Consider the following 26,428-nt stretch of genomic DNA (forward strand, 5'->3'; position numbering starts at 1 on the left):
GGTCCAGGGCGGGCTGGGTGAGGAGGTTCGCGGCGGCTTCGACGTAACAGAAGGGCATGAAGATCGAGCCCTTCTGCATGCCGCGGTCGGCGCGCGCTGCGAGCGTGATCGCGCCGCGGCGCGTTTCGAGGGTGATCGTCGCACCGGAGGCGACGCCGAGTGTGGCCAGGTCGTCCGGATGCACGGTGCACCACGGCTGCGGCTCGAGGGCGTCGAGGACGTTGGCGCGGCGGGTCATCGAACCGGTGTGCCAATGCTCGAGAACGCGGCCGGTGGTGAGCACGAAGGGATAGGCCTCGTCGGGGAGTTCGGCGGCCGGCAGCGGCGCGACGGCGACGAAGCGGGCGCGGCCGTTCGCGGTCGGAAAGTCCTGTTCGAACAGCACCGGGTAGGAGGGACCGTCCTCGGTAAACTTGGGCGCGATGACGGCAGTTTCCGCTTCGAGCTGGGCCCAGGTAATGCCGGCGTACGCGGGGAGCGCCTGGCGCAGTTCCTCGAAGATCTCGGCGGGGCTGGCGTAGTCCCACGCGAGGCCGAGGCGTTGCGCGATCTGCTGGATGATCCACCAGTCGGGTTTGGCCTCGCCGGGCAGCGGCAGCACGGGTTGCGAGAGCTGCACGAGGCGGTCGGTGTTGGTGAAGCTGCCAGTCTTCTCCATCAGGCTGGAGGCGGGCAGCACGACGTCGGCGAGCATCGCGGTTTCGGTGAGGAAGAGATCCTGCACCACTAGATGCTCGAGGCCGCCCAACGCGGCGCGCGCGTGCGCGAGGTCGGGGTCGGACATCGCCGGGTTTTCGCCTTCGATGTACATGCCGCGGATCTCGCCGGCGAGCGCGGCGTCCATGATCTCGACGACCGTCAGGCCCGGCTTGTCGGCGAGCGGCGTGTTCCACAGGGCTTCGAACTTGGCGCGCACGGCCGGATCGCTGACGCGCTGGTAGTCGGGGAACATCATCGGGATCAGGCCCGCATCCGACGCGCCCTGCACGTTGTTCTGGCCGCGCAGCGGGTGCAGGCCGGTGCCGCAGCGGCCGATCTGACCGGTCATCAGCGCGAGCGCGATCAGGCAGCGCGAGTTGTCGGTGCCGTGGATGTGCTGCGAGATGCCCATGCCCCAGAAGATCATGCTGTTGGGGCCTTGCGCATACAGGCGCGCGACTTCGCGGGCAGTCTCCGCGGGGATGCCGGTGATCGCCTCGACGCGCTCGGGCGGGAACGCGAGCGCGGCGGCGCGGAAGGCGTCGAAGCCTTCGGTGCGCGCGGCGATGAAGGCCTCGTCGGTGAGCCCTTCCTCGATGATCACGCACGCGAGCGACAAGAGCAGCGTGACGTCGGCGTCGGGGCGGAACTGCAGGTAGCGGTGCGCGTGGCGCGCGAGCGGGGTTTCGCGCGGGTCCATCAGGATCAGCTTGGCGCCGCGCTCGACGGCATTCTTCATGAAGGATGCGGCGACCGGGTGATTCGCGGCCGGGTTCGCGCCGATCACGACGATCACGTCGGCGAACTCGACGTCGCGCACCGGGTTCGATACCGCGCCCGAGCCGATGCCTTCGAGCAGCGCGGCAACCGACGACGCATGGCACAGGCGCGTGCAGTGGTCGACGTTGTGGGTGCCGAAGCCGGTGCGGACGAGCTTCTGGAAGAGGTAGGCCTCTTCGTTGCTGCCTTTCGCGGAGCCGAAGCCGGCGAGCGCGTGCGGGCCGTGCTCGGCCTTGATGCGCGCGAGGCCGGCCGCGGCGGCGTCGAGCGCCTCATCCCAGCTCGCCTCGCGGAAGGCCGCAAGCGGATTGGCGGGGTCGAGGCTGACGGATTTCGGGATGCCGGGCTTGCGGATCAGCGGTTTCGTGAGGCGGTGCGCGTGGCGCGGGTAGCCGAAGCCGTAGCGACCCTTCACGCACAGGCGGCCGGCGTTCGCCGGACCGTCGCGGCCGACAACGTGGACGATCCTCGCCTCGGGGCCGTCGCCGGCGACGTGGTAGGTCGTCTGGCAGCCGACGCCGCAGTAGGGGCACAGCGAGTCGATCGCGCGGGTTGCGGGGGCGGCGATCGGTGTGGCGGCTACGAGAGGCACTTCGGCTTCTTCTTCCGCGAACGCGCCGCGGACGAGCGCGGGCGTCGCGACCGGTGCCCCAGGGGCATCGACGAGCGCCGCCGGCAGCAGGGCGCCGGTCGGACAGGCCTGCACGCATTCGCCGCAGCCGACGCACGAGGAGGTGCCCATCGGGTCGTTGAAATCGAACACGATCGCGGTGTCGGCACCGCGGCGCGCGAGGCCGATCACGTCGTTGACCTGTTCCTCGCGGCAGGCACGCAGGCAGCGCGTGCATTGGATGCAGGCGGCGAGGTTCACGGCGATGCCCGGATGGCTGCGGTCCGGCGTCGGGTTTTCACGCGACGCGAAGCGGGATGCCGTGACGCCCAGTTCCTCGCACCAGTGCGCGAGTTCGGAGTCGGCTTTTTCGGCTGCGGCCGGCACGTCGGTACGCAAGAGTTCCAGCACCATGCGCTGCGACGCGCGGGCGCGCTCGCTCGCGGCCTTCACCTTCATGCCGGGCTTGGGCGCGCGGCAGCACGAGGGCGCGAGCACGCGCTCACCGTCGATCTCGACGACGCAGGCGCGGCAGTTGCCGTCGGCGCGCAGGCCGTCCGTGTAGCACAGGTGCGGGATGTCGGTGCCGGCGCGGCGCGCGGCCTGCAGGATCGATTCGCCGGGGGCGGCGTCGATTTCGCGGCCGTCGAGTTCGAAGCGGATCATGTCGGTGGCGTTCATGCGTCACCCTCCTCTTTCGCGGCGCCCACTTCCTGCGGGAAGAAGCGCAGCACGGATTGCATTGGGTTTGGCGCGGCCTGGCCCAAGCCGCAGATCGAGGCGTCCATCATCGTCCTGCCGAGTTCGGTGAGCAGCCCGGCGTCCCATTCGGGGGCCTTCATCAGCTCGGCCGCCTTCGCGGTGCCGACGCGACAGGGGGTGCATTGGCCGCAGGATTCGTGGGCAAAGAATTTCATCGCGTTTTCGGCCAGCAGCCGCGCCTTGTCGTCCTGCGAGAACACGACGATCGCCGCCGAGCCGATAAAGCAGCCGTAGGGCGCCAGCGTGTCGAAGTCGAGCGGCACGTCGGCAAGGCGCGCGGGCAGGATGCCGCCCGAGGCGCCGCCGGGGAAATAGCCGTAGAGCTCGTGCCCCGGGAGCATGCCGCCGCAGTGCTCGGTTATGAGCTCGCGCAGCGTGATGCCGGCATCGGTGACGACGACGCCGGGCTTCGCGACGCGACCGCTGACCGAGAAGCTGCGCAAACCCTTGCGGCCGTTGCGCCCGAAGCTCGCGAACCAGTCGCCGCCGCGCTCGACGATGTCGCGCACCCACCACAGCGTCTCGAGGTTGTGCTCGAGTGTCGGCCGGCCGAACAGGCCCACCTCCGCGACGTAGGGCGGGCGCAGCCGCGGCATGCCGCGCTTGCCTTCGATCGATTCGATCATCGCCGACTCCTCGCCGCACACGTAGGCGCCGGCGCCGCGCCGCAGTTCGATCGGCGGCAGGTCCGGCCATTCGGCGCGCACGCGCTCGAGCTCTTCGGCGAGGAGGCGCCGCAGCGCGGGGTACTCGTCGCGGATGTAGATCCAGATGCCACTGACACCGACGACGCGCGCGGCGATCAGCATGCCTTCGATGAAGCGGTGCGGGTCGGTGGCGAGGTAGTGGCGGTCCTTGAAGGTGCCAGGTTCGCCTTCGTCGATGTTCACCGCCATGTTGCGCGGCGCGGGCTGGGCCGCGACGCTGCGCCACTTGCGCGCGGCGGGGAAGCCCGCGCCGCCGAGGCCGCGCAGGCCGGCGCCGTCGAGCGCGATGATGACCGCCTCGGGATCACGTGCGCCGCTGCGCACTGCCTCCCACAGCTGGTAGCCGCCGGCCGCACGATAGGCGTCGAAACGGATCGCGTCCGGTGCCGCCTCTTCGCGCTCGCCGTTCGCGACGGCCGCAGCGACCTTGTCGGCATCCGCCTGCAGCACCGGCTGCTGGCCGACGACCGCGACCGGCGCGCTGTCGCAGCGGCCGACACAGGGCACGCGCTGCACGCGCACGTCGGCACCGAGGCGGGTCGCGAGCGTCGCGGCGAGTTCCGCCCCGCCCGCCATCGCACAGCCGAGCGAATCGCACACGCGCACCGTGAGCGCCGGCGGAGCCTCGCCGCCGGCCGGGACGAAATCGAAGTGATGGTAGAAGGTCGCAACCTCGTACACCTCGGCGCGCGCGAGCTTCAGCGCCTCGGCGAGCGCGGCGAGGTGATCGGCGAAGAGCGCGCCATGGGTGTCCTGCAGACGGTGCAGGTACTCGATCAGGCGGTCGGCGCGCGGGGCGATGCCGGCGTCGAGGTCGGGCGCGAGCGCCGCGGCAGCGGCGGCGTGCGCGGATTCGGGCAGCGGTTCGCGCTTGCGACCGCGCTCCCCGCCGCCCTTTCCGACTTTTCCACCACGACCTCCTCCTGAAACCTCGTGCACGGCGTCGGGATCACCGCCCTGCCCTGCCAGTCCGCCGGCCCTGCCTTGCTGTTCCGCGATGTTCGCCATGCTGTTCGCCGTCCCTACGATTGCGCCTCGCGACAGGGCGGGATGAACGCCCGTCCTGCAATGTCCCCTGTCCGCTAACGCCGCACGACGATGCGGTCCATCGCGCCCTGCCGCAGCCAAGTCGGAGGAACAATAGTGCCCCCTCGCCGGCGAGGAAAGCGGTTTCTGCCGAAGGCCTATTCGCTTTTTCCGAACGGGCCGGCGAGCGTCCCCGCCGCCGCGAGCAGGGCATCGACGAGCGGCGAAGCGGGTTCGCGCCTGAGCGTCACGAGGCCCGTCTCCCACGCGACCGCGGGCTTCACCAGCGGCAGCGCGCGCAACTCCGATTGCGCACCGACGAGGCCCAGCACGCTGCGCGGCAGGATCGTAGACCAGCGTCCGGTGCGAACGTGCGCGAGGAGACTGAGGATCGAGTTCGTCTCCAGCCCCACGTGCGGCGTGCACTCGAGGCTCTCGAACACGCGGTCTATGGTCTGGCGGTTCTGCATGTCGCGCGACAAGAGGCACAGCGGCTGACGTGCGGCGGCTTCCCACGCGATCGCCTCGTCCGTCGGCGGCGCGGACGCGGCCGTGACGAACACGAGCTGCTCGCGCCACAGCGCACAATACTGCAGGTCCGCCGCGTCGGCGGAATGCGCATAGACGACGCCGCCTTCCAGTTCGAAATTGCGCAGCGCGTTGAGGATCGCCTGCGTGCTCGCCGAGCGCACGTCGATCGCCACCGCCGGATGCGCGTCGGCGAAAGCTTCGGTGAGCGAGGCGACGACCGGCAGCGCGGTCGGGATCACGCCGATGCGCAGCGGCCCGCGCAGCCCGTCGCGCAGCATCCCGAGCTCGTGGCGCAGATCGTCCGCCCCCGCCGCGACGCGCTTCGCGTGCGCGACGACGCATTCGCCCTCAGGGGTGAGCCCCGCAAAGCGCTGCCCGCGCACAACCAGCGCGACGCCCAGCTCACCCTCGAGGTCGCGGATCGCCGCGGACAGCGTCGACGGCGACACATGGCAGCTCTCGGCGGCCTTGCCGAAATGCCGCTCGCGTGCGAGAGCGAGGAGGTAGAGGTATTTGCGGGCGATCACGGCGATCAGGATACGGGCTCCGTCCGCGCCAGGCCAGACGCCCGCAGCAATCGCACGAATCCGACCACCACAGCGATCTCATGCGAAACACCGCCTGCACCTTCAGTAAAATGTCGGGTTTCCCGCCCCCAGCAACGAAGGAACCCCCAGAATGCTGCAAAAGCTCCCGTCCTTCCCCGGCATCGCCGGCCCGGTCGTCGTCATCGTCATGGACGGCTACGGCGTTCCCAAGAGCGACGTCGGCAGCGCGATCGCCGCGGCGAAGAAGCCGACGCTCGACTCGCTGTTCGCCCGCTACCCGCACGTGCTGCTGCGCGCGCACGGCACCGCGGTCGGCATGCCCTCGGACGAGGACATGGGCAACTCGGAAGTCGGCCACAACGCGATCGGCGCGGGCCAGGTGTATGCGCAGGGCGCCGCGCTGGTCGCTGACGCGATCGCTTCGGGCGCCATCTGGCAGGGTGCCGCATGGCAGCAGGTCGTCGCCGGCGCAAAGGCGGGCCGCGGCGTGATGCACTTCATCGGCCTGTTCTCCGACGGCAACGTGCACAGCCACATCGACCACCTCAAGGCGATGGTGTTGCGCGCGCGCGACGAAGGTGTGCAGGCGGTGCGCATCCACGCCCTAATCGACGGCCGCGACGTGCCCGAGACCAGCGCGCTCGAATACCTCGAACCCTTCGAAGCCTTCCTCGCCGAACTGCAGGCCGGCGGCTTCGATGCGCAGATCGCCTCGGGCGGCGGGCGCATGACGATCACGATGGACCGCTACGACGCCAACTGGAAGATGGTCGAACAGGGCTGGCACACCCACGTGCTGGGCCGCGGCGAGCAATTCGCCAGCGCCTCGCAGGCCGTGCGCGCGCTGCGCGAGAAGCACCCCGGCACCATCGACCAGGACCTGCCCGCCTTCGTCATCGGCAAGGACGGCCAGCCGGTCGGCACGATCGAGGACGGCGACGCGGTCGTCTTCTACAACTTCCGCGGCGACCGCGCGATCGAGATCACGCGCGCGTTCGAGGAAGGCGCGGATTTCGACAAGTTCGACCGCGTGCGCGCCCCCAAGGTGACCTATGCGGGAATGCTGCAGTACGACGGCGATCTGAAGCTACCGAAGCGCTTCCTCGTCGATCCGCCGGCGATCCGCGACACCATGAGCGAATGGTTCGCCAAGAGCGGCGTCGCGCAGTTCGCGTGCTCCGAGACGCAGAAGTTCGGCCACGTGACCTACTTCTGGAACGGCAACCGCTCGAACAAGTTCGACGGCGAGACCTGGCAGGAAGTCCCCAGCGACGTCGTGCCCTTCGAGCAGCGTCCGTGGATGAAGGCCGCCGAGATCACCGACGCGATGATCGCCGCGGTCCAGTCGGGTAAGTACAAGGTCCTGCGCTGCAACTACGCCAACGGCGACATGGTCGGCCACTCCGGCCACTTCCGCGCCGCGACGATGGCGGTCGAGGCGGTCGACCTCGCGCTGTCACGCCTGCTGCCCGCGATCGACGCGGCCGGCGGCATCGCGCTGATCACCGCCGACCACGGCAACGCCGACGAGATGTTCGAGCTCGACAAGAAGACCAAGCAGCCCGCGAAGAACCCCGACGGCTCGTTCAAGGCCAAGACCGCGCACACCCTCAACCCGGTGCCATTGATCCTCTACGACAACGTCAGCGGCGGCAAGCTGGGGCTGAAAGCGCTCGAAGGCGCCGGCCTGTCGAACATCGCGGCCACCGTCGCGAACCTGATCGGCTTCGACAAACACGCCGCCTGGGACGCCAGCCTGCTGGACGTGCGCTGAGTGTCGCCGCACATCGTCATCGCGCCCGACGAGGTCGAGCTGACCGCCATCCGCGCCCAGGGCGCGGGCGGCCAGAACGTCAACAAGGTGTCGAACGCGGTGCATCTGCGCTTCGACATCGGGGCCTCGTCGCTGCCCGAGGCGGTGCGCGCGCGGCTGATGGCGCTGGGCGACCGGCGCATCAGCCAGGACGGTGTGGTGATCATCAAGGCGCAGAAATTCCGCAGCCTGGAGAAGAACCGCGCCGAAGCCATGCGCCGGCTCGAAGAGCTCGTCAATCGGGCGGCCGAGGTACCCAAGGCGCGCCGCCCGACGCGGCCGACGCGCGCGTCGGTCAAGAAACGCCTCGAAGCGAAGGCGCACCGCGCGCTGATCAAGGCCGGCCGGAGAGGCTAACATGTCCGTTTTCGCCCGCCGCCGCCATGAAACCCGCACGCCAGCCAACCGTCGGTAGAACCACCACTGCCCGCTCCATCCTGGGGGCCCTGCTCGCGGTCACCCTGCAGGGCACGCAGGTTCCGCCCGCGCAAGCGGACACGCCGCCGGCCGCCCTTTCGACCATTGCTGCGCTGGATGTACCGCGCTACATGGGCACGTGGTACGAGATCGCCAAGTATCCGAACCGCTTCCAGCGCCACTGCGCAGGCTTCACCCAGGCCGAGTACCGCTTGCTGACGGACGGGAAGGTGCAGGTGGCGAACCGTTGCCGGACTGCCGACGGGCGGATGGACGAGGCGATCGGCACGGCGCGCCAGATCGGCGCGGCCGACTCGCCGCAGCTGAAAGTGCGCTTCGCCCCGGCGTGGCTGTCCTTCCTGCCGTGGGTCTGGGGCGACTACTGGGTGATCGACCTCGACGCGGACTACCGCCTCGTGGCGGTGAGCGAGCCGGAACGCGAGTACCTGTGGATCCTGTCGCGCACGCCGACCGTCGAACCGCAGGCCTTGGAGGCATTGCGCGCGCGCCTTGCCGCCCGGGGCTTCGACCTATTGCGGCTGGAGATGACGCGCCAGGACTGAACGCGGGGCGAAAACCTTGCGACACCGTCACGCGCGGTGAAGGTGCAGGTGCGGGGCGATTGAATCAGAAGGGAATGCGACTCCGGCTGCCGTCCTGTCCCCGTCCGTCTACACCTTCCACGGATCGATCACCGCGATGCCGCAATCGACGAAGTCCTTTACGTTTCGTGTCGCCAGGCTCGCCCCCCGGGATCGTGCCGCGGCAGCGATCATTGCATCGAACTGGCTAATGGGTTTGCCTGCGCTCCGCCTCGATGCCGCGATCTCGGCGTACGCATCGGCGGCGTCGTTGTCGAAACTGAGCACCTGTCCGGCGAAGTCTTCGTCGAAAATCGCCCGCGTCGCGGCCAGCAGCGCCTGCTTGCGCGCCTCCTCGGGCAATACCCGGACACCGTAAAAGATCTCGGCTCGTGACACGGTGGTCGTAAACAGCGCCGAACGGGGCTGCGCTGCGAGCCACGACATAACGCCGGCGTCCGGGACCGGGCGCAGCAATTCCGACAGTACGTTGGTGTCCAGGACGATCATCAGCCCAGGTCCACCGGATCACGGATCGCTTCGCGGACCGGCAGGTCGAGGTCGACACCCCCCAGCGGTTCGATGCGGGCACGAATGGCCTCCACCAGGCTTCTGCCGCGAACGGGCTCGACCGACAGTGCGGCACGAAGGATGTCGCGGGCTTCGTCTTCCATCGACCGGCCGTGGATGGCCGCCTGCACCCGCAGCCGCGCCTTGAGCTGGTCGTCGATGTTGCGGATGGTCATGGTCGCCATGCCGGCCTCCATTAGTCAATGAAGTCAGTTTAAGCAATGACTGCAACCGCAACAACCATCCTGCGGGAACGCGTTGTTGCCGGATACGCTGCGCGGCTCCCGCCCTGTGGTTCGTGTCTGCCGCGACATCGCCTGCGTGTCGCGCTATGCTCCCAGCGTAACCACCGCCGGAGCAGCGCATGCCGGAGCAGTCCGCCCCTCCCCCGCTCGTTGCGTCCTCTCCGCGCCCGATCTTCGAGGCGCGCGGCCTCACCAAGATCTACCAGATGGGCGAGGTGCGCGTGGAAGCCTTGCGCGGGGTCGATCTCGACCTCGTGGCGGGCGAGCTTGTCGTGCTGCTGGGGCCCTCGGGGAGCGGCAAGTCGACGCTGCTCAACATCCTCGGCGGGCTGGACACGCCGACGAGCGGCACCGTGCGCTATGCGGATCACGACCTGACTGTCGATGACGACGCCGCAATGACGCAATACCGGCGCGAGCATGTCGGTTTCGTGTTCCAGTTCTACAACCTGATCCCCAGCCTGACCGCGCGCGAGAACGTCGCGCTGGTGACGGAGATCTCGCAACACCCGATGACGCCCGAAGAGGCGCTGGCGCTGGTTGGGCTCGCGCAGCGCATGGATCACTTCCCGAGCCAGATGTCGGGCGGCGAGCAGCAGCGCGTGGCGATCGCGCGGGCAGTGGCGAAGCGGCCGCAGGTGCTGTTGTGCGACGAGCCGACCGGGGCGCTGGATGCGCAGACCGGGGTGATGGTGCTGGAGGTGATCGCACGCGTGAATCGCGAGCTGGGGACGACGACGGTGGTGATCACCCACAACGCGGTGATCGCGGCGATGGCGGACCGCGTTGTGCATTTCGGCGACGGCCACGTCGTGCGCATCGAGCGCAACGCGAGCCGCAAGGCCGCGTCCGAGTTGAGCTGGTAGCCATGCGCGCGCTCGACCGCAAGCTGTGGCGCGACCTGTGGCACATGCGCGGGCAGGCGGTGGCGATCGCGCTGGTGGTGATGTGCGGCGTGGGCACCTACGTGATGTTCCTGTCCACGCTCGGGGCGCTGCGCGTGACGCAGGACGCCTACTACCGCGAGTACCGCTTCGCCGAGGTGTTCGCGACCCTGAAGCGCGCGCCGGAGTCGCTGCGCGCGCGCATCGTGGCCATTCCGGGGGTCGAGCGCGTGGAGACGCGTGTCGTGCAGCCGGTGCGGCTCGACATGCCGGATTTTCCGGAGCCCGTCAGCGCGCGCATGGTGTCGCTCGCCGACGATGCCCCGCACGGCCTCAACGGCCTGCACCTGCGCGAGGGACGGCTGCCGCAGCCGGGGCGCGCGGACGAGGTCGTCGTCAGCACGCCCTTCGCGAAGGCGCACACGCTGCATCCGGGCAGCCGCTTCCACGCCATCCTCAACGGCCGGCGGCAGGCGCTGACCGTGGTCGGCACCGCGCTGTCGCCCGAGTTCGTGCAGCAACTACGACCCGGCTCGGCCTTTCCCGACACCAAGCGCTACGGCGTGATGTGGATGGGGCGCAAGGCGCTGGGGCAGGCCTACGATCTCGACGGCGCGTTCAACGATGTCGCGCTGAGCCTGCGTCCGGGCGCCGACGCGCAGGACGTGATCGACCACGTCGATGCGCTGATCACGCCCTTCGGCGGACTCGGCGCCTACGCGCGCAAGGACCAGCTCTCGCACCGCTTCCTGACGCAGGAGCTGGACCAGCTCGGCACGCTCGCGAGCCTGTTCCCGACCATGTTCATGGGCGTCGCGGCCTTCCTGCTCAATGTCGTGATCGGGCGGCTGGTGACGATGCAGCGCGAGCAGATCGCGACGCTGAAGGCCTTCGGCTACGGCAACGCAGCGGTGATGCTGCATTACCTGAAGCTCGTCGCGGTGATCACCGGCGCGGGGGTCCTCGGCGGCACGGTGCTGGGGGTGTGGCTGGGGGCGGCGCTGTCGCGGATCTACATGGAGTTCTACTACTTCCCGTGGCTCAAGTTCAGCCTCGAGCCGATGACCATCGTCGAGGCCGCGGGCGCGAGCCTCATTGCGGCCGGTGCGGGCACCGTCGTCGCCGTGTGGCGCGCGGCGAGCCTGAAGCCCGCGCAGGCGATGCGACCCGAGCCGCCGGCGCGCTACCGCGAGACGGCGATCGAGAAGCTCGGCCTCAAGCCCTGGCTGTCGCAGCCGACGCGCATGATCCTGCGCCACATCTGGCGCCGGCCGCTGAAGTCTGCGCTGACCGTGGTCGGCATCGCGCTCGCGTGCGGCATCATCCTCACCGGCCTGTTCCAGCGCGACACCGTCGGCTACATGATGAACGTGCATTACGGCATGGCGCAGCGCGAGGACCTGTCGGTGGCATTCACCGACCCCACCGCCTACCGCGCGCGCTTCGACCTGATGGGCCTGCCGGGGGTGGAGCATGTCGAGATGTTCCGCTCGGTGCCGGTGCGCCTGCGCCACGGCCACCTCGAGCACCGCACCACGATCCGCGGCATCGAGGCGGGCGGCGAGCTGCAGCGCCTGCTCGACGCGGACCTGCGGCAGGTCGCGCTGCCCGCAGACGGCATCCTGCTCACCGACCATCTCGGCAAGATGCTGGGCGTGCGCGCCGGCGACCGCATCGTCGTCGAGGTGATGGAGGGCAACCGGCCGCTGCGCGAGGCGACGGTCGCGGGACTGGTGAAGGAGTACCTGGGCGTGTCGGCCTACATGGAGCTCACGGCACTCAACCACTTCATGCACGAGGGGCCGACGATCTCGGGCGCGTGGCTGGCCGTCGATGCGGCGCAGTTGCACGCGCTGTACGGCGAACTGAAAGGCATTCCGCGCGTCGCCGGGGTCGCCGAGCGCGTGCAGGAGATCCGCAACTTCAATCGCCTGATGGACGAGACGATGCTGTTCTTCACCTACGTATCGACGGTGTTCGCCGTGATCATCGCCTTCGGCGTCGTCTACAACAGCGCCCGCATCGCGCTCACCGAGCGCGGGCGCGAGCTCGCGAGCCTGCGTGTGCTGGGCTTCACGCGCGGCGAGATCGGCTACATCCTGCTCGGCGAGCTGGGTATCCTGACGCTCGCCGCGATCCCGGTCGGGCTGTGGCTGGGCGAGGGGATGTGCTACTACATCGCGCACACCATGCAGACCGAGCTGTTCCGCGTGCCGGTCGTGCTGGTGCCGCAGACCTATGCGTTCGCGGTCGCGGTGGTGCTCGTGTCGGCCGCGCTGTCGGGGCTCGCGGTGCGGCGGCGCCTCGACCATCTGGATCTCGTCGCCGTATTGAAGACACCGGAGTGAGGACATGAAGACCAAGGTGCAGTGGCGCAGGCAGATCGTGTTCGCGCTTATCGTCGCGGCGATCGCATGGGGGCTGTATTCGGGCTTCCGCCCGCAGCCGGTGGTCGTCGACCTCGGCAGCGCGGTACGCGCACCGATGCGCGTCGCGGTCGAACAGGAAGGCCGCACGCGCGTCGCCGACCGCTACGTCGTCGCCGCGCCGGTCGACGGCTACGCGCGACGCATCGAGCTGGAAGTGGGCGACGCGGTCGAGGCCGGCGCGGCGCTGGTCGTGCTGGAGGCGCAGCGCTCCGAGGTGCTGGACGCGCGCCGGCGCGCCGAGGCCGAGGCGCGGGTCGCGGCGACGCAGGCGAACCTCGCGGCGGTCGGGCAGCGCGTGCAGGCAGCCGAGGCCGGCGCGACGCTCGCGCGCAGGGAGCTGGAACGCATCCGCCGCCTGCGCGCGGCCGGCCACGTCACCTTGGACGCCGAGGACCGCGCCGCAGCCGAGGACGAACGCGCCGCAGCCGAGCTGCGCTCGGCACGCTTCAATGTCGCCACCGCGCGTCACGAGCTGGAAGCCGCGCGCACCGCGCTGGGCTACGCCGCGGCCAGCGGGCGGGGCGAGCCGCTGCTGGTGCGTGCGCCGGTCGCCGGGCGGGTGCTGAAGATCCCGCGCAAGAGCGAAGGGGCGGTCGAGGTCGGCCAAGCGCTGGTCGAGATCGGCGATCCGCGCGCGCTGGAAGTCGAGGTCGACGTGCTCTCCGCCGACGCCGTGCGCATCCGCCCCGGCACGCGCGTGCTGTTCGAGCGCTGGGGCGGCGAAGGGGCGCTCGAAGGCAAGGTGCGCGTCGTCGAGCCGGCCGGCTTCACCAAGGTGTCGGCGCTGGGCGTCGAGGAACAGCGCGTGTGGGTGATCGTCGATTTCACGTCACCGACCGAGCAGTGGCAGCGCCTCGGCGACGGCTACCGCGTCGAAGCGAGCTTCGTGCTGTGGGAAGACCAGGATGTGCTGCAGGTGCCCGCGAGCGCGCTGTTCCGCGACGGCGAAGGCTGGGCGGTGTTCGCTTTAGAGGAAGGCCGCGCGGTGCGCCGGCGCGTCGACACCGGCCAGCGCAACGGGCTCGCGGCGCAGGTGATGTCGGGACTCGCGGAGGGCGCCAGCGTGGTCGTGCATCCGGACGACCGGCTGCGGGATGGGGTGAAGGTGAGCGGGCGGTGAAGAGTCGGCCAGTACGACAAGGCGTTACCAATCAGCAATAACCGAGAGCGAGTCATGCCGACCGTCGCTGCCAAAACGGTATCCGTGAAGCTCGATGACGAGATGCGGGACCGCGTCAAGCACCTTGCCGAGATCCGGCATCGCACCGCGCACAGGGTGATGCGGAATCAAGAGCGGCTACGCGACTTTCCGCGGCCGAAGAAGCCGGCGGCGGCAGTGGCAATCATCAAGGCCGGTCAGGTTCGCGGACAGCGGAGCACCAGGCAGCGGCAGGGGTCCTCGCACAGGCGCGTTGAACGGATACTCTCCCGGACGATCCTCACCCATTCATCCAGGATGTCATGCATGACGACGACTCTTGCGATTGACGCGGCGTGGACGACGGGGGAGCCGAAGCGGTCATGTGGCAGTCCCCGAGCACCGTCCCGATGGCTCCTCTGATCGCCGCCATTACGCGTCGTGCCAAAGCGCTGCTGCTCCTGAGCGCGGCAGGCGCATCGTTGCCGCTTTTCGCGGACCAGCAGCACCGCTTACCCTCGACGCTCGCCTGGGTGCTCGACCTTGCAGCCCACTGGCAGTGGGTGTACCTCACCATCGGCGCAATATGCGCGACGTGGCTGCTGATGTTCCGCGCCTATGGCTGGGCGCTGCCCTGCATGGCCGTGCTGGCCGGCGGATGGATTTCGGCGAGCCCCGAGCCCCATGCGATCGCCTCACCCGTTTCCCAGCCCCTGACCGTGGTGACAGCCAACCTCCACGCCGAGAATCGCGACGTCTCGGCCCTTCGTCGCTGGGTGGAGTCGCTGGACGCCGACATTGTCATCGTTCAGGAGGTCACGCCATCGACGATGAAACAACTCGAGCAGTGGGAGCATTTTCCGCACCGGCTGATTCAGGCACGCACGGACCCCTTTGGCCTGGCGGTGCTGTCGCGCCACGCCATCACCGAGTCCGAAGCGCGCGCGCCGGCCGACCAAACCTTGCACTACCGGGCACTCGTCCGCTGGGGCGAGCGGCGTGTCGCGCTCGGCGCCGTGCATCCGATGCCCCCCGTCAGCGCCGAGTATCACGCACTGCGCGACGCCCTGTTCGAGTCGGAAGCGCGGTGGGTGGCTGCGACCGGCCTTCCCGCCGTGCTTGCCGGCGACTTCAACGCCACCCCGTGGTCCTCGGCCATGCGGCCCTTCCGCGCTCACGGATTGCGCCGCGCGACGGACCTGACACCGACATGGCCCGCCCACTTTCCACTGATTCCCATCGATCAGATCGTTGTGACGCCCCACTGGCGCGTCCTCGCGGCGGGCGTCGGGCCGCAGTTCGGCTCCGACCATCGTCCCGCTTACACCGTCCTCGCGCCCGCAGCGCCATAGACGACGCGCTCAGTTCATGGCCGCTGTCGCTGACCGGCAATAGCCAGAAGGGCCGGAGGCGGGAACGAGGGGACCACGCGCGTACGTCTTGCGTAACCTCGGCGCGCAAACCCGCCTTCAGGTGGGTTCGCGCACCAGCGCCTCGGCGCTCCGCGGGACTTTCGCCATTGCGGTCTTGCCCTTGGTGGTGAGGAAGGGTTCGACGAGGAGCAGCAGGCCTTCCTCGACGTATTCGGCGAGGCTGAAGCGGTCGACGAAGGCCCAGTGCTTGAGCGCCCAGGCGTGGGCGAAATTGACGATCTGGTAGCACAGGAGATATTCGTTCACCGGCCGCATGAAGCCGCCGGCCGTGCACGCGCGGATCGACTTCTCGATCATGCGGTTGGTGCGCGTCTCGCCGTCCTTGATCAGCACGCGCCGGTCGGCGCGCAGGGACTTGGTCGAGCGGTAGGCGAGCACCGTTGCGTCGCGCTGGGCGTCGACGACCGCGCAGTAGGCCCACACCGCGCGGCACAGGCGCTCGACGGGATGTGTCAGGCCTTCGATCTGGCGCGGGATCTCCTGTTCATAGGTGTCGAGCACGTTCTTCAGCGTCAGGAACAGGATGTCGTCCTTGTCGCCGAAGTACTGGTAGATCAGGCCGGTGCTGACCTTGGCCTCGCGGGCGATCTGCAGAATCGTCGTCGTGTAGTAGCCCTGCTCGGAGAAGAGCTTGGTGGCCGCGCTGATGATCTGGTGACGGCGCTCCTCGACCAGCTTCGGGTCCGTTACGACGCTTTTGACGCTTTCTGCTGAACTCATGTCCATTCCCTCGGGTGAACCATTGCCACAACTGTCCGGCATCGGGCCGTACGCCGTATTGTGCCACCGGTGCAGCCGGGTTTCCGCGTCGCCGTCGCCCCGGCCTTACTGACGGTTCAGGAAGCCTTGCACGCGCGCCTGCGTTTCGCCGTCCGCCAGCAGGGCCGCGCTGCCGGCGAGTTCGACTGCGTAGCCGTCTTCATTGCCTTCTACCGCGACCGTGATGCAGCGCTTGCACTCGGACAGGGCCAGCGCCGGCAGCGCGGCGATGCGCGTGACGACTTCGCGCGTGAACTCTTCCAGTTCGGCGGCCGGAGCCACCCAGTGCGCGCAGCCGAGCCTCACGGCCTCCGCGCCGGCGACGACCTCGGCGCCGAGGATCAGGCGTCGCGCGACGGCCTCGCCGCAGATGCGCGTCATGCGCTGCGTGCCGCCCGCGGCCGGGAGCAGGCCCAGGCGCGCCTCGGGCAGGCCGACCTTGGCGGTGTCGGCGACGACGCGCAGGTCGCACGCCAGCGCGAGCTCGAAGCCGCCGCCCATCGCCGCGCCGCCGATCTCGGCGATCGTGACCTGCGGCAGACGTTCGAGGCGGGCATAGAGCTGCTGCATGCGCCGCGTGATGGCGATCATCTCCACCCGCCCGGCCTCGGTGCCGAACAGCGAGCCGATCACGTCGAGGTCGGCGCCGGCGCAGAACACGCGCTCGGCGCTGCGGATCCACAACACATTGACGCGCGGCGTGTGCTCGAGTTCGGCGAGGATGCGATCGAATGCGGCGATCCATTCCTCGTTGATCGCGTTGACCGGCGAGCGGCACAGCGTCACGGTTGCGACAGAATCCTCAATCCTCAGCGAAATCATTGCGATGTCCTCGGGAACTGCAGTCAATTCGAAAAAGCGGGGCGTCGCCGGCCTCTGCGCACATCGGAGGAGATATCGTTGGCAGGATCGCACCGGCCGTTGACGCGACGCCCCGGGAAACGGCCGGCGCTTGGCTGCACCACGCGCGACCGTACGACAGGGCGCAACCGGGCCGCGGGGACGGCCGCCCGGTGCGCCGGAACGTCAATTACCTTCGAACTTCGGCACCTGCTTGTTCACGAAGGCGTTGTAGGCGCGCGTGAAGTCCTGCGTCTGCATGCAGATGGCCTGGGCTTCGGCCTCGGTCTCGAGCGCCTGCTCGATGGTCTGGTTCCATTCCTGATGCAGGCACTTCTTCGTCATCGAATGCGCGAAGGCCGGGCCATTGGCGAGCGACAGCGCCACCTCCTGCGCCTTCGCCAGCACCTTCTCGGCCGGCACGACGTCGTTGAAGTAGCCCCAGGCGCGGCCCTCCTCGGCGCTCATCGAGCGGCCGGTGTAGAGCAGCTCGGAGGCGCGGCCCTGGCCGATGATGCGCGGCAGGATGCTGCACGCGCCCATGTCGCAGCCGGCGAGGCCCACGCGCACGAACAGGAAGGCGGTCTTCGCCTCGGGCGTCGCGTAGCGCATATCCGAGGCCATCGAGATGATCGCGCCGGCGCCGGCGCACACGCCGTCGACCGCCGAGATGATGGGCTGCGGGCAGTTGCGCATCTCCTTGACCAGGTTGCCGGTCATGCGCGTGAAGGCCAGCAGGCCGCTCGTGTCCATCTTGGTCAGCGGGCCGATGATGTCGTGCACGTCGCCGCCCGAGCAGAAGTTGCCGCCCGCGCCGGTCATCACGACCGCACGCACGTCCTCGGCGTACTGCAGCTTGATGAAGGTGTCGCGCAGTTCGGCGTAGCTCTCGAAGGTGAGCGGATTCTTGCGCTCGGGGCGGTTGAGCGTGATGGTCGCGACACGGTCGGCGACTTCGAGCTTGAAGTGTTCCGGACGCCATTCGGCGGCTTTGAGCTTGTACATGTGATTCTCCTTGAGACAGATGGGGTAGGTGAGTGGAGCCTGCTTTCCTCCCCCTTCAGGGGGAGGCCAGGAGGGGGATGGGTTTCTGTGACGCGTGCTTAACCCATCCCCACCCCAGCCCTCCCCTTGAAGGGGAGGGCGTTACCGTGCAGCAATCAACCTGACATCACCTCGTGAAGCCGACAGGCAGACACTCTTGCGACTGAACATTCACTCAGCCTGCGAGCGTGAGTCCGCCGCTGACGCTGATGACCTGGCCGGTGATGAAGCTCGCGCGGTCGCTGGCGAAGAACAGTACGGCGTCGGCGAGCTCGGACGGCTTGGCGAGGCGGCGCATCGGCGTGGCCTTGATGAAGGCCTCGCGGTGCTTCTCGGGCACCGCCTGCAGCAGCGGCGTGTCGGTCGGGCCGGGGCACACGCAGTTGACGTTGATGTTGTAGCGCGCGACCTCGCGGGCGAGCGACTTGGTGAAGGCGATCGCCCCGCCCTTGGCGCCCGAATACACGGTCTCGCCGAGGCTGCCGACGCGGCCGGCGTCGCTCGACACGGTGACGATCTTGCCCGAGCCGCGCTCGATCATCTGCTGCAGGAAGGCGTGCGACACCGCGACCGGTCCGAGCAGGTTGAGGTCGATGACCTTGCGCCAGAAGTCCGGGGTGTTCTCCATGAAGGGCTGGATCTTGCCCCAGCCGGCGACGTTGGCGACGATGTCGACCTGGGGCCGGCGGCGATAGGTTTCGTCGCGGAAGGCGTGGATGGAGTCGATGTCGGTGACGTCGAGCCGGACGAAGTCGACGTCGAGGCGCTGTTCGGCGAGCATGCCGGCCGCGGTCGCGCCCTTGGCCTCGTCGATGTCGCCGATCACGACGCGCGCGCCCGCCCGCGCCAGCGTCTCCGCCGTCGCATACCCGATCCCCGATGCACCGCCCGTGACGACGGCCGTTTTGCCTTGCAGGTTCATTTGTCTGTCTCCTGATTCACCCGTCTTGCGTTTCCGGGGCGCCCGGCTATCGCCGCGAACGTCGCCCCGCTACCTGTTTGCTGCAGCGTCGCGTTTTCTGCGACACCGGCAGTTGAATGAATGATTGTTCAGTCACTGAATTTAGTCAACCCCTTTACGCGAAAATCGGAAGAACCCCATGAATACCGTCTCCGGTTGTGCTAAAGCGTTGTCACGGGCATTTCAATGCCCGACGCATGAATGCAAACGGCCGGAGATCCGGCCGTTTGGACTGAATGATCAATCAATTCGCGAGATAGTTCGCGAGCGGCGGCGCACGATCGGGCACGCCGGTTGGGGCACCCGCCGAAGGACCTGTTCGTGGCGTCGGTCGTCCGCGCTGTTGGCATGCGCCGCTGATGGCCCATCCCCATCCTGTCCGGAGGGCAGGCTTTGCACAGCCTGCCCGCTCGGACGGCGCAGAGCGGTGCTCTGCGAAACCCCGCCCTCGCCCCCTTGAAGGGGAAGGGACCCCGCGAGCAGGTGCGAGGAGTCCCTACAGCCGCCCCGCCTGGAGCAGTTCGCGCAGGCGGAATTTCTGGATCTTGCCGGTCGCGGTGCGCGGCAGCTCGTCCACGAAACGCACCGTGCGCGGGCATTTGTAGATCGAGAGGTTGGCCATCAGGGTGTCCTGCACCTGCGTGGACAGTCGCGAATGGCTCGCCGACGGCTCCTTCGCCACGGCCACCAGCACGAGGCGCGTCAGGCCGTCCTCCTGCGGCACACCGACGACGACGGCTTCGGCGACGCCGGGCGCGGTCATCGCGCAGGCCTCGATCTCGGACGGGCTCACCCACTGCCCCGAGATCTTCAGCATGTCGTCGGCGCGGCCGTTGTGGTACCAGTAGCCGTCGCTGTCGAAGCTGAACATGTCGCCGGGGAAGTACCAGCCGTCGCGCAGCGCGCGCTTCGTCTGCTCGGGCTGCTTCCAGTAGCCGCTGAACTGCGAAGTCATGCGGATCGCGATCTGGCCGGGCACGCCGGGCTCGACAACGTCCGCGCCGGTCTCGTCGACGAGGCGCACCTCGGCCCACGGCACCGGCCTGCCGCAGGAGCCGGGCCGCTGCACCTCTCCGTCATTGACGAGGAAGAGGAAGATCGTCTCCGAAGCGCCGATGCCGTCGACGAGGGGCTTGCCGGTCGCTTCGAGCCAGGACTGGTACAGCGTCTCGGGCAGTTTTTCGCCGGCCGACAGGAAGTGGCGCACTTCGCGGAAGGCCTCGCTCTCCCCTGCCCCTTCGCGCAGCAGGTTGCGGTACATCACCGGCGTGCTGAAGAAGAGCGTCGGGCGATGCTCTTCGACCACCTGGATCATGCGCACGGGGTCGGGCCAGCCGGCGGCGACGATGACGGTCGCGCCGCAGCGCAACCCGCCCATCAGCGAATGGCCGAGCGCCCAGCCGAAGAACATCTTCGACGTGGCGAAGATGCGGTCGCCGGGGCGCACGCCGAAGTACTCGGCCTCCATGCGCTCGGCGATCAGCACGCACGCATGCGCGTGCATCACCGCCTTGGGCCGCCCCGTGGTGCCCGAGGAATACACCCAGAAGGCGATGTCGTCGGGTGCTGCCGGCTCGGATGCCAGCGTGTCGGGCTGGCCCGCGAGGAACTCGTCGAGCGCCACCCCGCCGGTGCGTGGCGCGGCACCGCGCACGACGAGCTGCGGCGGGTCGGCGAGTTCGGCGGCGATCTCCTGGTAGAGGTGGGCGAATTCGCAATCGACGAACAGCAGGCGGCAGTCGCTGTCCTCGATCACGTAGCGCACGTCGCGCGGCGCGAGGCGCACGTTGAGGGCCACGGCGACCGCGCCGATGCGCATCGTGCCGAGGTAGCCCGCCACCATCTCGGGCGAATCGTCCATCAGGAAGAGGACGCGCTCGCCGCGGGCGACGCCGTGCGCCTTCAGCGCGTTGCCGGTGCGATTGACCAGCGCATCGAGTTCGCCGTAGGTGACCGAACGGCCGGCGCCGACGATCGCGGGTTGTCCAGCGAGGCCCAGCGCGAGGGGGCGGCCGATGATCTCATCGGCGGCGTTCATCGCGCCGCAGCGCGCGGTATTGTCAAAACTCATGTCTGCTCCTGAACGACCGAAGGGATCCCCGGCGGGCACGCCGGGGAGCAAGGCAGGCCGCACGCCGCTCAATTCTTGAGGAGGGCCTGCGCTTCGGCCAGCAGCTTCTGCCCGTCGTAGCCCTTGGCGCTGACCTCCTTGACCCAGTCCGCCGCAACCGACTCGGACGCCTTCTGCCACTTGCCCACCTCGTCGGCGGGCACGGTATAGAAGGTGTTCTTGCGCTCGAGGCCCGCCTGCCGCCCGGTGAGCGTCGCATCGTCCCAGATCTTGCCGGCCCACGCGGACACCTCGGGGCCGCTGTTGGCGTCGATGACCTTCTTCAGCTCGGGCGGCAGGCTGTCGTACTTCGCCGGGTTCATCGCCAGGATGAAGGCGGAGGTCGACATCAGCGGCAGGCTGGGGTCGGTTTCGGTATGGAATTTGACGACTTCCTGGACCTTCATCGCCGGCACGACTTCCCATGGGATCATCGCGCCGTCGATCACGCCCTTGGCGAGGCTCTCGGTGACCATCGGCACCGGCATCGGCACCGGCGTCGCCCCGAGGGCGCTGAGCATGCGTGTCGCCAGGCGGGTGGGCGCGCGCAGCTTCATGCCGCTGAGATCGCCCATCGTCCGCACCTGCTTGGTCGTGGTGTGCAGCGCCATGCCCGCGATGACGTGGAACACCAGCGGGCGTACGCCCTTGAACTCGGCGGTCGCGTTCTTCGTTGCGTAGGTCCACAGCGCGCGGCTCGACTTTTCACCCGACACGCCCATGAAGGGCAGTTCGAAGGCTTCCGTGACGAGGAAACGCCCCGCCTGGTAGCCCGGCAGCGCCCACACGATGTCAGCGACCCCGTCCTTGGCCTGGTCGAAGAGCTGGGCGGGCGTGCCACCCATCTGCATCGCCGGGTAGATCTGGCACTTCAGGCGTCCGCCCGACTCGGCGCCGATCTTGGCGCACCACGGCTCGAGGAACTTGACCTGCGTGTTCGACGAGGGCGGCAGGAAGTGATGCACGCGCAGCGTCACGACCTTGTCCGATTGCGCCTGGGCGGCGCCGCCCGCGAGCAGCAGGGCCGCCAGCAGCGGCTTGAGCAGTTTTCCGGTATTCATCGCGTCTCCTTTGTTGTGGATGGGCGGGCCCGGGCGTTCAGCCGCCGAAGGTCCGCACCAGGTACAGCGAGATGGCAGGGAAGAACAGCAGCAGCGTGATGCGCGCGAGGTCCGATGCGAGGAAGGGCATCACCCCGCGGAAGGTGTCGGTGAGCGGCACGTCCTTGGCGGCCTTGTTGATGATGTAGATGTTCATGCCGACCGGCGGATGCACGAGGCCGATCTCGACCACCATCAGCACGAGGATGCCGAACCAGATCGACTTCTCGTCCGGCGTCAGCCCCCAGAACTCCAGCCCCATCACCATCGGGTAGAAGATGGGAATGGTCAGCAGGATCATCGCCAGCGCGTCCATGACGCAGCCGAGGAAGATGTAGATCAGCAGGATCGTCGTCAGCACCAGCAGCGGCGACAGGCCGCTGTCCCTGACCCAGTTCGCGAGCTCTACGGGCATCTGCGTGAGCGCGAGGCCGGTGTTGAGCATGTCGGCGCCCAGCAGCACGAGGAAGATCATCGCGGTGGCCTCGGCGGCGCCGAGCACGCTTTCGCGGATGCCCTCGCCGCGCATGCCGCCCGTGACGACCGCGAGGATGCCGCAGGCCGCCGCGCCGATCGAGGCCGCTTCGGTCGGGTTCGCCCAGCCGCCGTAGATGCCGACGATGACGACGAGGAAGATCAGCGCCACCGGGGTGACATTGGCGATCGAGCGCAGCTTCTCCGCCAGCGGCACGCGCGGGCCGGCCGGACCGGCCTCGGGCTTGAGCGTGACGATGATGCGGATCACCAGCATGTAGCCGAGCATCGCGATCAGGCCCGGCAACACCGCCGCCATGAAGAGCTTGCCGATCGACTCCTGCGTGAGCACCGCGTAGATCACCAGCGGCACCGAGGGCGGGATCAGGATGCCGAGCGTGCCGCCGGCGGCCAGCGCGCCAGTCGCCAATGCACCCGAGTAGTTGCAGCGCTTGAGTTCCGGCAGCGCGACCTGCCCCATCGTCGCCGCGGTCGCGAGCGAGGAGCCGCAGATGGCGCCGAAGCCCGCACAGGCGCCGGTCGAGGCGATCGCGACGCCGCCGCGCCAGTGTCCGACGAGCGAGCTCACGCAGCGGAACAGCGCGCGCGACAGGCCGCCGTGGGTCGCGAACTGGCCCATCAGCAGGAACATCGGGATGACGGCGAGATCGTAGTTGGAGAGCCGCGCGTAGGCGAGGTTCTTCAGCATGTTGAGGAAGGGGGCAAACTCGCCGCCCATCATCGTCAGGTAGCCGCCGGCGCCGACGAGGAACATCGTGATGCCGATATGCACGCGCAGCACCAGCAGCACCAGCAGGATCGCGAACATCGTCGCGCCGATCTCGATGCCGCTCATTGCGCACCTCCGGCCACGACGCGGAAGCGGCGCCCCGCGATGTACAGGCTGGTGGTCGCGAATAGCAGGAAGGCCGGCACGATCAGCGCGATCGACACCCAGCCCGGCCAGCCCAGCATCAGCGAGGACTCGCCCGACTCATAGGACGCCACCGCCGCAACGCCCGTGCGCCACGCGATCAGCAGAGCGACCGCCCCCATCAGCAGCGCCGCGATGCCATCGAACAGCGAGCGCAGGCGCAGCGGCAGCCAGTTGGTGAAGAAGTCGACGCGCACGTGGCCGTCTACCATCTGGCAGTAGGAGAAGAAGGTCGCCGACGCGACCGCCGCGCCCATCTGCAGCACCTCGAAGTCGCCCGGCACCGGCAACGCGAACAGCTTGCGCCCGACGATGGAGATGAGCGACATGCCGATCAGCAGCATGAACACCGTGCCGCCCATCAGCGCGGACACCCTGCTCGCCGCATACAGCCGCCGGCCCCACGGCCCGTGCGGCAGGGCTTCGGGGTGGGCGACGTGCTCGATCGAGCCGGGCTCGAGCTGCACGCCGGCGTCCGCGTCGCTGGCGGGGGCGCCCCTGGGGGAAAGCTCCTTGTGGCGCAGCCGCGCGGCTGCGTCCAGGCTCACAATGCTTGCATGCATGTTCTGTCTCCTCCTCGATGCATAAACTGGATGAATGTTCACTCATTCACCATGCAGAGAAAAATGGCCGCGGCAGGCGCCACACGGCGCCCGCCGCGAACCCTTGCCAGGCTCAGGCGGCCTGTTCCTGCTCGTATGCGGAGAGGGTCTGCCGGGCGATGATGAGCTGCTGCACCTCGGTCGCCCCCTCGTAGATGCGCAGCGCGCGGATCTCGCGGTACAGGCGCTCGACCGGGTGCTCGCTGACGACGCCGCAGCCACCCCACAGCTGCACCGCGGCGTCGATCACCTGCTGCGCGGTCTCGGTGGAGGTCATCTTGGCCATCGCCGCGGCGCCGGTGATGTTCTTGCCCTGGTCGCGCATCCACGCGGCGCGGTAGGTGAGCAGCGCGGCGGTGTCGACGTGGGTCGCCATCTGCGCGAGCTTGGCCTGCGTGATCTGGAAGTCGGCGAGCTTCTTGCCGAACATGTCGCGCGTGGTCGCGCGGCGCAGGCCTTCGTCGAGCGCACGGCGCGCGAAGCCGAGCGCGGCGGCGGCGACCGAGGTGCGGAAGATGTCGAGCGTCTCCATCGCGACCTTGAAGCCCTGCCCCGGCTCGCCCACCATGTTCGCCGCAGGCACGCGACAGCCGGAAAAGCGCAGGCGCGCGAGCGGGTGCGGCGCGATCACGTCGATGCGCTCGGCGATGTCGAAGCCGGGCACGTTGGCTTCGACGATGAAGGCCGACAGGCCGCGCGCGCCCGGCGCCTCGCCGGTGCGGGCAAACACGACGTAGAAGTCGGCGATGCCGCCATTGGAGATCCAGGTCTTCTCGCCGTCCAGTACGTAATCCTTGCCGTCGCGGCGCGCGCTGCACGCCATCGCCGCGACGTCCGAACCCGAGTCCGGCTCCGACAACGCGAAGGCCGGGATCGCGCGGCCGGCGGCGACTTCGCTCAGGTACTTCCGTTTCTGCGCATCGCTGCCGTGCAGCGTGATCGCGCCCGAGCCCAGCCCCTGCATGCCCAGCGCGAAATCGGCGAGGCCGGAATGGCGCGCCAGCGTTTCGCGCAGCAGACACACGGCGCGGGTGTCGATCTTGTCGAAGCGACCACCATAGGCCGTGCCGCCGACCATGTAGCGCAGCCAGCCGTCGGCGCCGAGCTTCCTGACCAGCGCACGGCAGGCGTCGTCGAGGTCGCCGTGCGGGTGGCCGTCGATGTGGGCGGCGGCCCAGGCCTCCAGTTCGACCTGCATGCCGCGGTGGCGCTCATCGAAGAAGGGCCACTCCAGATAGGTCCGATCGCTCATCCTTGCGTCTCCTCTCGGGTCGGTGCGCCGCAGGCGCCCGCCCTCCTCATGGTTGTCGTCGCTGCGGCGCCCGCTCGGGCGGGTCTGTGCCGCTCGGTCCTGCTTGCGTTCCTGGGGTTACATCACCTCGCCGCCGGACACCGAGATCGCCTGGCCGGTGATCGCGTCGGAACCGGGCAGGCACAGCCACAGCACCGCGTTCGCGACCTCTTCCGGGCGTACCAGGCGGCCCTGCGGGTTGTGTTTCGCCAGTTCGGCGAGCGCCTCGGCCTCGCTGCGGCCGGTCTTCTCGCGGATGTTCGCGATCGCGTCGCGCACGATGTCGGTGTCGGTGTAGCCGGGGCACACCGCATTCACGGTGACGTGCTTGTGCGCCACTTCCAGCGCCAGCGCGCGCGTCATGCCGATGACCCCGTGCTTGGCCGCGCAGTAGGCGGAGACGTAGGGATAGCCCTTCTCCCCCGCGGTACTGGCGACGTTGATGATGCGGCCCCAGCCGGCCGCGAGCATGTCGGGCAGCGCGGCGCGGGTCGCGAGATAGGTGCCGGTGAGATTCACATCCAGCATCTGCTGCCACAGCGCCCGGTCGGTACGCAGGAAAGGCGCACTGCCCGCCTGGCCGGCGTTGTTGACCAGTACCGCGACGGGACCGAGGCGGCGCGTGGCGGCGGCGAAGGCCGCGACGACCGAGGCCTCGTCCGCGACGTCAACCGCCTCGCAATGCACTTGGCAGGACTCGCCGCCGACGGTGCGCAGCGTCGCGGCGCGCTCCTCGAGCTGCGCGAGGGTGCGCCCCATCAGCGTCAGCTTCGCCCCCTGCCCGGCCAGCGCGGCGGCGATCGCGGCACCGATGCCGCGGCCGCCGCCGGTGATGACCACGTGTTTGCCCGCGAGCACACGACCAGAATCTGCCGCCATCACATCCTCCACGTTCGCTTGTCACGACCCGGCGAGACCGCGGCGCCCGGAGATCCGGAAACGCCTCGCAGCTCGCTGAATGAATACTCGTTCATTTTTCATTGAAGGTCAACGAGTATCTGCTCTCGTGCAACAGCCAAGGCCTTCCGCGCAGCTGCTTGCGGCGGTAACACGGCACTGCACGCTGTTAGTAGGTTCCTTCCCCTTCAAGGGGAAGGACAGGATGGGGATGGGTCTTGCATCCGCCGAATAACCCATCCC

General features: G+C 68.8%; 22 protein-coding genes. 7 read left to right on the forward strand and 15 right to left on the reverse strand.

All coding sequences use genetic code 11. The annotated features are described in order from the left end of the window. The 3 genes from fdhF to GPA27_RS23315 all read right to left on the reverse strand — a co-directional run. On the reverse strand, positions 1-2,770 hold a 2,770-nt coding region (fdhF, locus tag GPA27_RS23305; RefSeq protein WP_169142823.1), incomplete at its 3' end, for a formate dehydrogenase subunit alpha. Beyond that, complete coding sequence (locus GPA27_RS23310) at positions 2,767-4,566, reverse strand: NAD(P)H-dependent oxidoreductase subunit E (RefSeq protein WP_169142824.1); 1,800 nt, start codon at positions 4,564-4,566, stop codon at positions 2,767-2,769. The genes fdhF and GPA27_RS23310, both read right to left, overlap by 4 nt. 176 nt (positions 4,567-4,742) lie before the next feature. Further along, positions 4,743-5,642 (reverse strand): LysR substrate-binding domain-containing protein, encoded by a 900-nt coding sequence (locus GPA27_RS23315; RefSeq protein WP_169142825.1) that lies wholly within the window; start codon positions 5,640-5,642, stop codon positions 4,743-4,745. Between the two features lie 151 nt (positions 5,643-5,793). On the opposite strand from GPA27_RS23315, the gene gpmI reads away from it, so the two are divergent. The 3 genes from gpmI to GPA27_RS23330 are packed head-to-tail and all read left to right on the forward strand — an operon-like array spanning position 5,794 to position 8,456. Next, positions 5,794-7,437 (forward strand): 2,3-bisphosphoglycerate-independent phosphoglycerate mutase, encoded by a 1,644-nt coding sequence (gene gpmI / locus GPA27_RS23320; RefSeq protein ID WP_169142826.1) that lies wholly within the window; start codon positions 5,794-5,796, stop codon positions 7,435-7,437. Beyond that, entirely contained in the window at positions 7,438-7,833 is a 396-nt protein-coding gene (gene arfB / locus GPA27_RS23325) for an alternative ribosome rescue aminoacyl-tRNA hydrolase ArfB (RefSeq protein WP_169142827.1), read from the forward strand. It abuts the gene before it with no gap. A 26-nt stretch (positions 7,834-7,859) separates the two neighbouring features. Further along, on the forward strand, positions 7,860-8,456 hold the full coding sequence (locus GPA27_RS23330) for a lipocalin family protein (RefSeq protein ID WP_169142828.1): 597 nt from the start codon (positions 7,860-7,862) through the stop codon (positions 8,454-8,456). Between the two features lie 108 nt (positions 8,457-8,564). Here GPA27_RS23330 and GPA27_RS23335 read toward each other — a convergent pair whose 3' ends face one another. Together GPA27_RS23335 and GPA27_RS23340 are read right to left on the reverse strand one after the other, a co-directional pair. Continuing rightward, positions 8,565-8,984: a type II toxin-antitoxin system VapC family toxin gene (locus GPA27_RS23335; protein WP_169142829.1), complete on the reverse strand. Its 420-nt coding sequence runs from the start codon at positions 8,982-8,984 to the stop codon at positions 8,565-8,567. After that, entirely contained in the window at positions 8,984-9,229 is a 246-nt protein-coding gene (locus GPA27_RS23340; protein WP_169142830.1) for a FitA-like ribbon-helix-helix domain-containing protein, read from the reverse strand. The genes GPA27_RS23335 and GPA27_RS23340 overlap by 1 nt, the downstream gene beginning before the upstream one ends. 179 nt (positions 9,230-9,408) lie before the next feature. Between GPA27_RS23340 and GPA27_RS23345 the strand changes: the two genes are divergently transcribed. The 4 genes from GPA27_RS23345 (at position 9,409) to GPA27_RS23360 (ending at position 15,092) form a co-directional block, all read left to right on the forward strand. Beyond that, positions 9,409-10,155 (forward strand): ABC transporter ATP-binding protein, encoded by a 747-nt coding sequence (locus tag GPA27_RS23345; protein ID WP_076600470.1) that lies wholly within the window; start codon positions 9,409-9,411, stop codon positions 10,153-10,155. Positions 10,156-10,157: 2 nt separating this feature from the next. Then, positions 10,158-12,521, forward strand: coding sequence for an ABC transporter permease (locus GPA27_RS23350; protein WP_169142831.1), 2,364 nt, complete (start codon positions 10,158-10,160; stop codon positions 12,519-12,521). Positions 12,522-12,525: 4 nt separating this feature from the next. Continuing rightward, the gene (locus tag GPA27_RS23355; RefSeq protein ID WP_169142832.1) at positions 12,526-13,722 is read left to right on the forward strand and encodes an efflux RND transporter periplasmic adaptor subunit; all 1,197 of its coding nucleotides are present in this window, start codon (positions 12,526-12,528) and stop codon (positions 13,720-13,722) included. A 428-nt stretch (positions 13,723-14,150) separates the two neighbouring features. Continuing rightward, a complete protein-coding gene (locus GPA27_RS23360; RefSeq protein ID WP_169142833.1) occupies positions 14,151-15,092 on the forward strand; it encodes an endonuclease/exonuclease/phosphatase family protein in 942 nt (313 codons plus the stop codon). Positions 15,093-15,209: 117 nt separating this feature from the next. Here GPA27_RS23360 and hbdR read toward each other — a convergent pair whose 3' ends face one another. From hbdR to GPA27_RS23410, 10 genes are all read right to left on the reverse strand, one after another. Further along, positions 15,210-15,899, reverse strand: a complete 690-nt coding sequence (hbdR, locus tag GPA27_RS23365) for an HTH-type transcriptional regulator HbdR (RefSeq protein ID WP_505606752.1) — start codon at positions 15,897-15,899, stop codon at positions 15,210-15,212. A gap of 99 nt (positions 15,900-15,998) precedes the next feature. Then, positions 15,999-16,754: an enoyl-CoA hydratase/isomerase family protein gene (locus GPA27_RS23370; protein WP_169142835.1), complete on the reverse strand. Its 756-nt coding sequence runs from the start codon at positions 16,752-16,754 to the stop codon at positions 15,999-16,001. Positions 16,755-16,958: 204 nt separating this feature from the next. Further along, the gene (locus GPA27_RS23375; RefSeq protein ID WP_169142836.1) at positions 16,959-17,777 is read right to left on the reverse strand and encodes an enoyl-CoA hydratase family protein; all 819 of its coding nucleotides are present in this window, start codon (positions 17,775-17,777) and stop codon (positions 16,959-16,961) included. Positions 17,778-17,991: 214 nt separating this feature from the next. Further along, positions 17,992-18,738, reverse strand: a complete 747-nt coding sequence (locus GPA27_RS23380; protein ID WP_169142837.1) for an SDR family NAD(P)-dependent oxidoreductase — start codon at positions 18,736-18,738, stop codon at positions 17,992-17,994. Between the two features lie 535 nt (positions 18,739-19,273). Then, positions 19,274-20,848, reverse strand: coding sequence for a 3-hydroxybenzoate--CoA ligase HbdA (hbdA, locus tag GPA27_RS23385; RefSeq protein WP_169142838.1), 1,575 nt, complete (start codon positions 20,846-20,848; stop codon positions 19,274-19,276). A gap of 68 nt (positions 20,849-20,916) precedes the next feature. Continuing rightward, positions 20,917-21,948 (reverse strand): TRAP transporter substrate-binding protein, encoded by a 1,032-nt coding sequence (locus GPA27_RS23390; protein ID WP_169142839.1) that lies wholly within the window; start codon positions 21,946-21,948, stop codon positions 20,917-20,919. Between the two features lie 37 nt (positions 21,949-21,985). Then, complete coding sequence (locus GPA27_RS23395; RefSeq protein ID WP_169142840.1) at positions 21,986-23,317, reverse strand: TRAP transporter large permease; 1,332 nt, start codon at positions 23,315-23,317, stop codon at positions 21,986-21,988. Beyond that, positions 23,314-23,958 carry a TRAP transporter small permease gene (locus GPA27_RS23400; protein ID WP_169142841.1) on the reverse strand — a complete coding sequence of 215 codons (645 nt, stop codon included), beginning with the start codon at positions 23,956-23,958 and terminating at the stop codon, positions 23,314-23,316. The genes GPA27_RS23395 and GPA27_RS23400 overlap by 4 nt, the downstream gene beginning before the upstream one ends. A 112-nt stretch (positions 23,959-24,070) precedes the next feature. After that, positions 24,071-25,249, reverse strand: coding sequence for an acyl-CoA dehydrogenase family protein (locus GPA27_RS23405; RefSeq protein ID WP_169142842.1), 1,179 nt, complete (start codon positions 25,247-25,249; stop codon positions 24,071-24,073). Positions 25,250-25,366: 117 nt separating this feature from the next. After that, positions 25,367-26,167, reverse strand: coding sequence for an SDR family NAD(P)-dependent oxidoreductase (locus tag GPA27_RS23410; RefSeq protein WP_169142843.1), 801 nt, complete (start codon positions 26,165-26,167; stop codon positions 25,367-25,369). Positions 26,168-26,428 lie beyond the last annotated feature (261 nt).

This window comes from Aromatoleum toluolicum, assembly GCF_012911005.2.
Classification (GTDB): Bacteria; Pseudomonadota; Gammaproteobacteria; order Burkholderiales; family Rhodocyclaceae; genus Aromatoleum; species Aromatoleum toluolicum.

What these genes read in the sequence shown, in the direction of transcription:
- hbdR (WP_505606752.1), bottom strand. Translation starts at nt 15,899, where the DNA reads ATGGACATGAGTTCAGCAGAAAGCGTCAAAAGCGTCGTAACGGACCCG.
- GPA27_RS23340 (WP_169142830.1), bottom strand. Translation starts at nt 9,229, where the DNA reads ATGGCGACCATGACCATCCGCAACATCGACGACCAGCTCAAGGCGCGG.
- GPA27_RS23410 (WP_169142843.1), bottom strand. Translation starts at nt 26,167, where the DNA reads ATGGCGGCAGATTCTGGTCGTGTGCTCGCGGGCAAACACGTGGTCATC.
- GPA27_RS23375 (WP_169142836.1), bottom strand. Translation starts at nt 17,777, where the DNA reads ATGTACAAGCTCAAAGCCGCCGAATGGCGTCCGGAACACTTCAAGCTC.
- GPA27_RS23335 (WP_169142829.1), bottom strand. Translation starts at nt 8,984, where the DNA reads ATGATCGTCCTGGACACCAACGTACTGTCGGAATTGCTGCGCCCGGTC.
- GPA27_RS23400 (WP_169142841.1), bottom strand. Translation starts at nt 23,958, where the DNA reads ATGCATGCAAGCATTGTGAGCCTGGACGCAGCCGCGCGGCTGCGCCAC.
- GPA27_RS23330 (WP_169142828.1), top strand. Translation starts at nt 7,860, where the DNA reads ATGAAACCCGCACGCCAGCCAACCGTCGGTAGAACCACCACTGCCCGC.
- GPA27_RS23310 (WP_169142824.1), bottom strand. Translation starts at nt 4,566, where the DNA reads ATGGCGAACATCGCGGAACAGCAAGGCAGGGCCGGCGGACTGGCAGGG.
- GPA27_RS23350 (WP_169142831.1), top strand. Translation starts at nt 10,158, where the DNA reads ATGCGCGCGCTCGACCGCAAGCTGTGGCGCGACCTGTGGCACATGCGC.
- GPA27_RS23360 (WP_169142833.1), top strand. Translation starts at nt 14,151, where the DNA reads ATGGCTCCTCTGATCGCCGCCATTACGCGTCGTGCCAAAGCGCTGCTG.
- GPA27_RS23390 (WP_169142839.1), bottom strand. Translation starts at nt 21,948, where the DNA reads ATGAATACCGGAAAACTGCTCAAGCCGCTGCTGGCGGCCCTGCTGCTC.
- GPA27_RS23355 (WP_169142832.1), top strand. Translation starts at nt 12,526, where the DNA reads ATGAAGACCAAGGTGCAGTGGCGCAGGCAGATCGTGTTCGCGCTTATC.
- GPA27_RS23405 (WP_169142842.1), bottom strand. Translation starts at nt 25,249, where the DNA reads ATGAGCGATCGGACCTATCTGGAGTGGCCCTTCTTCGATGAGCGCCAC.
- GPA27_RS23380 (WP_169142837.1), bottom strand. Translation starts at nt 18,738, where the DNA reads ATGAACCTGCAAGGCAAAACGGCCGTCGTCACGGGCGGTGCATCGGGG.
- hbdA (WP_169142838.1), bottom strand. Translation starts at nt 20,848, where the DNA reads ATGAGTTTTGACAATACCGCGCGCTGCGGCGCGATGAACGCCGCCGAT.
- gpmI (WP_169142826.1), top strand. Translation starts at nt 5,794, where the DNA reads ATGCTGCAAAAGCTCCCGTCCTTCCCCGGCATCGCCGGCCCGGTCGTC.
- GPA27_RS23395 (WP_169142840.1), bottom strand. Translation starts at nt 23,317, where the DNA reads ATGAGCGGCATCGAGATCGGCGCGACGATGTTCGCGATCCTGCTGGTG.
- GPA27_RS23370 (WP_169142835.1), bottom strand. Translation starts at nt 16,754, where the DNA reads ATGATTTCGCTGAGGATTGAGGATTCTGTCGCAACCGTGACGCTGTGC.
- GPA27_RS23345 (WP_076600470.1), top strand. Translation starts at nt 9,409, where the DNA reads ATGCCGGAGCAGTCCGCCCCTCCCCCGCTCGTTGCGTCCTCTCCGCGC.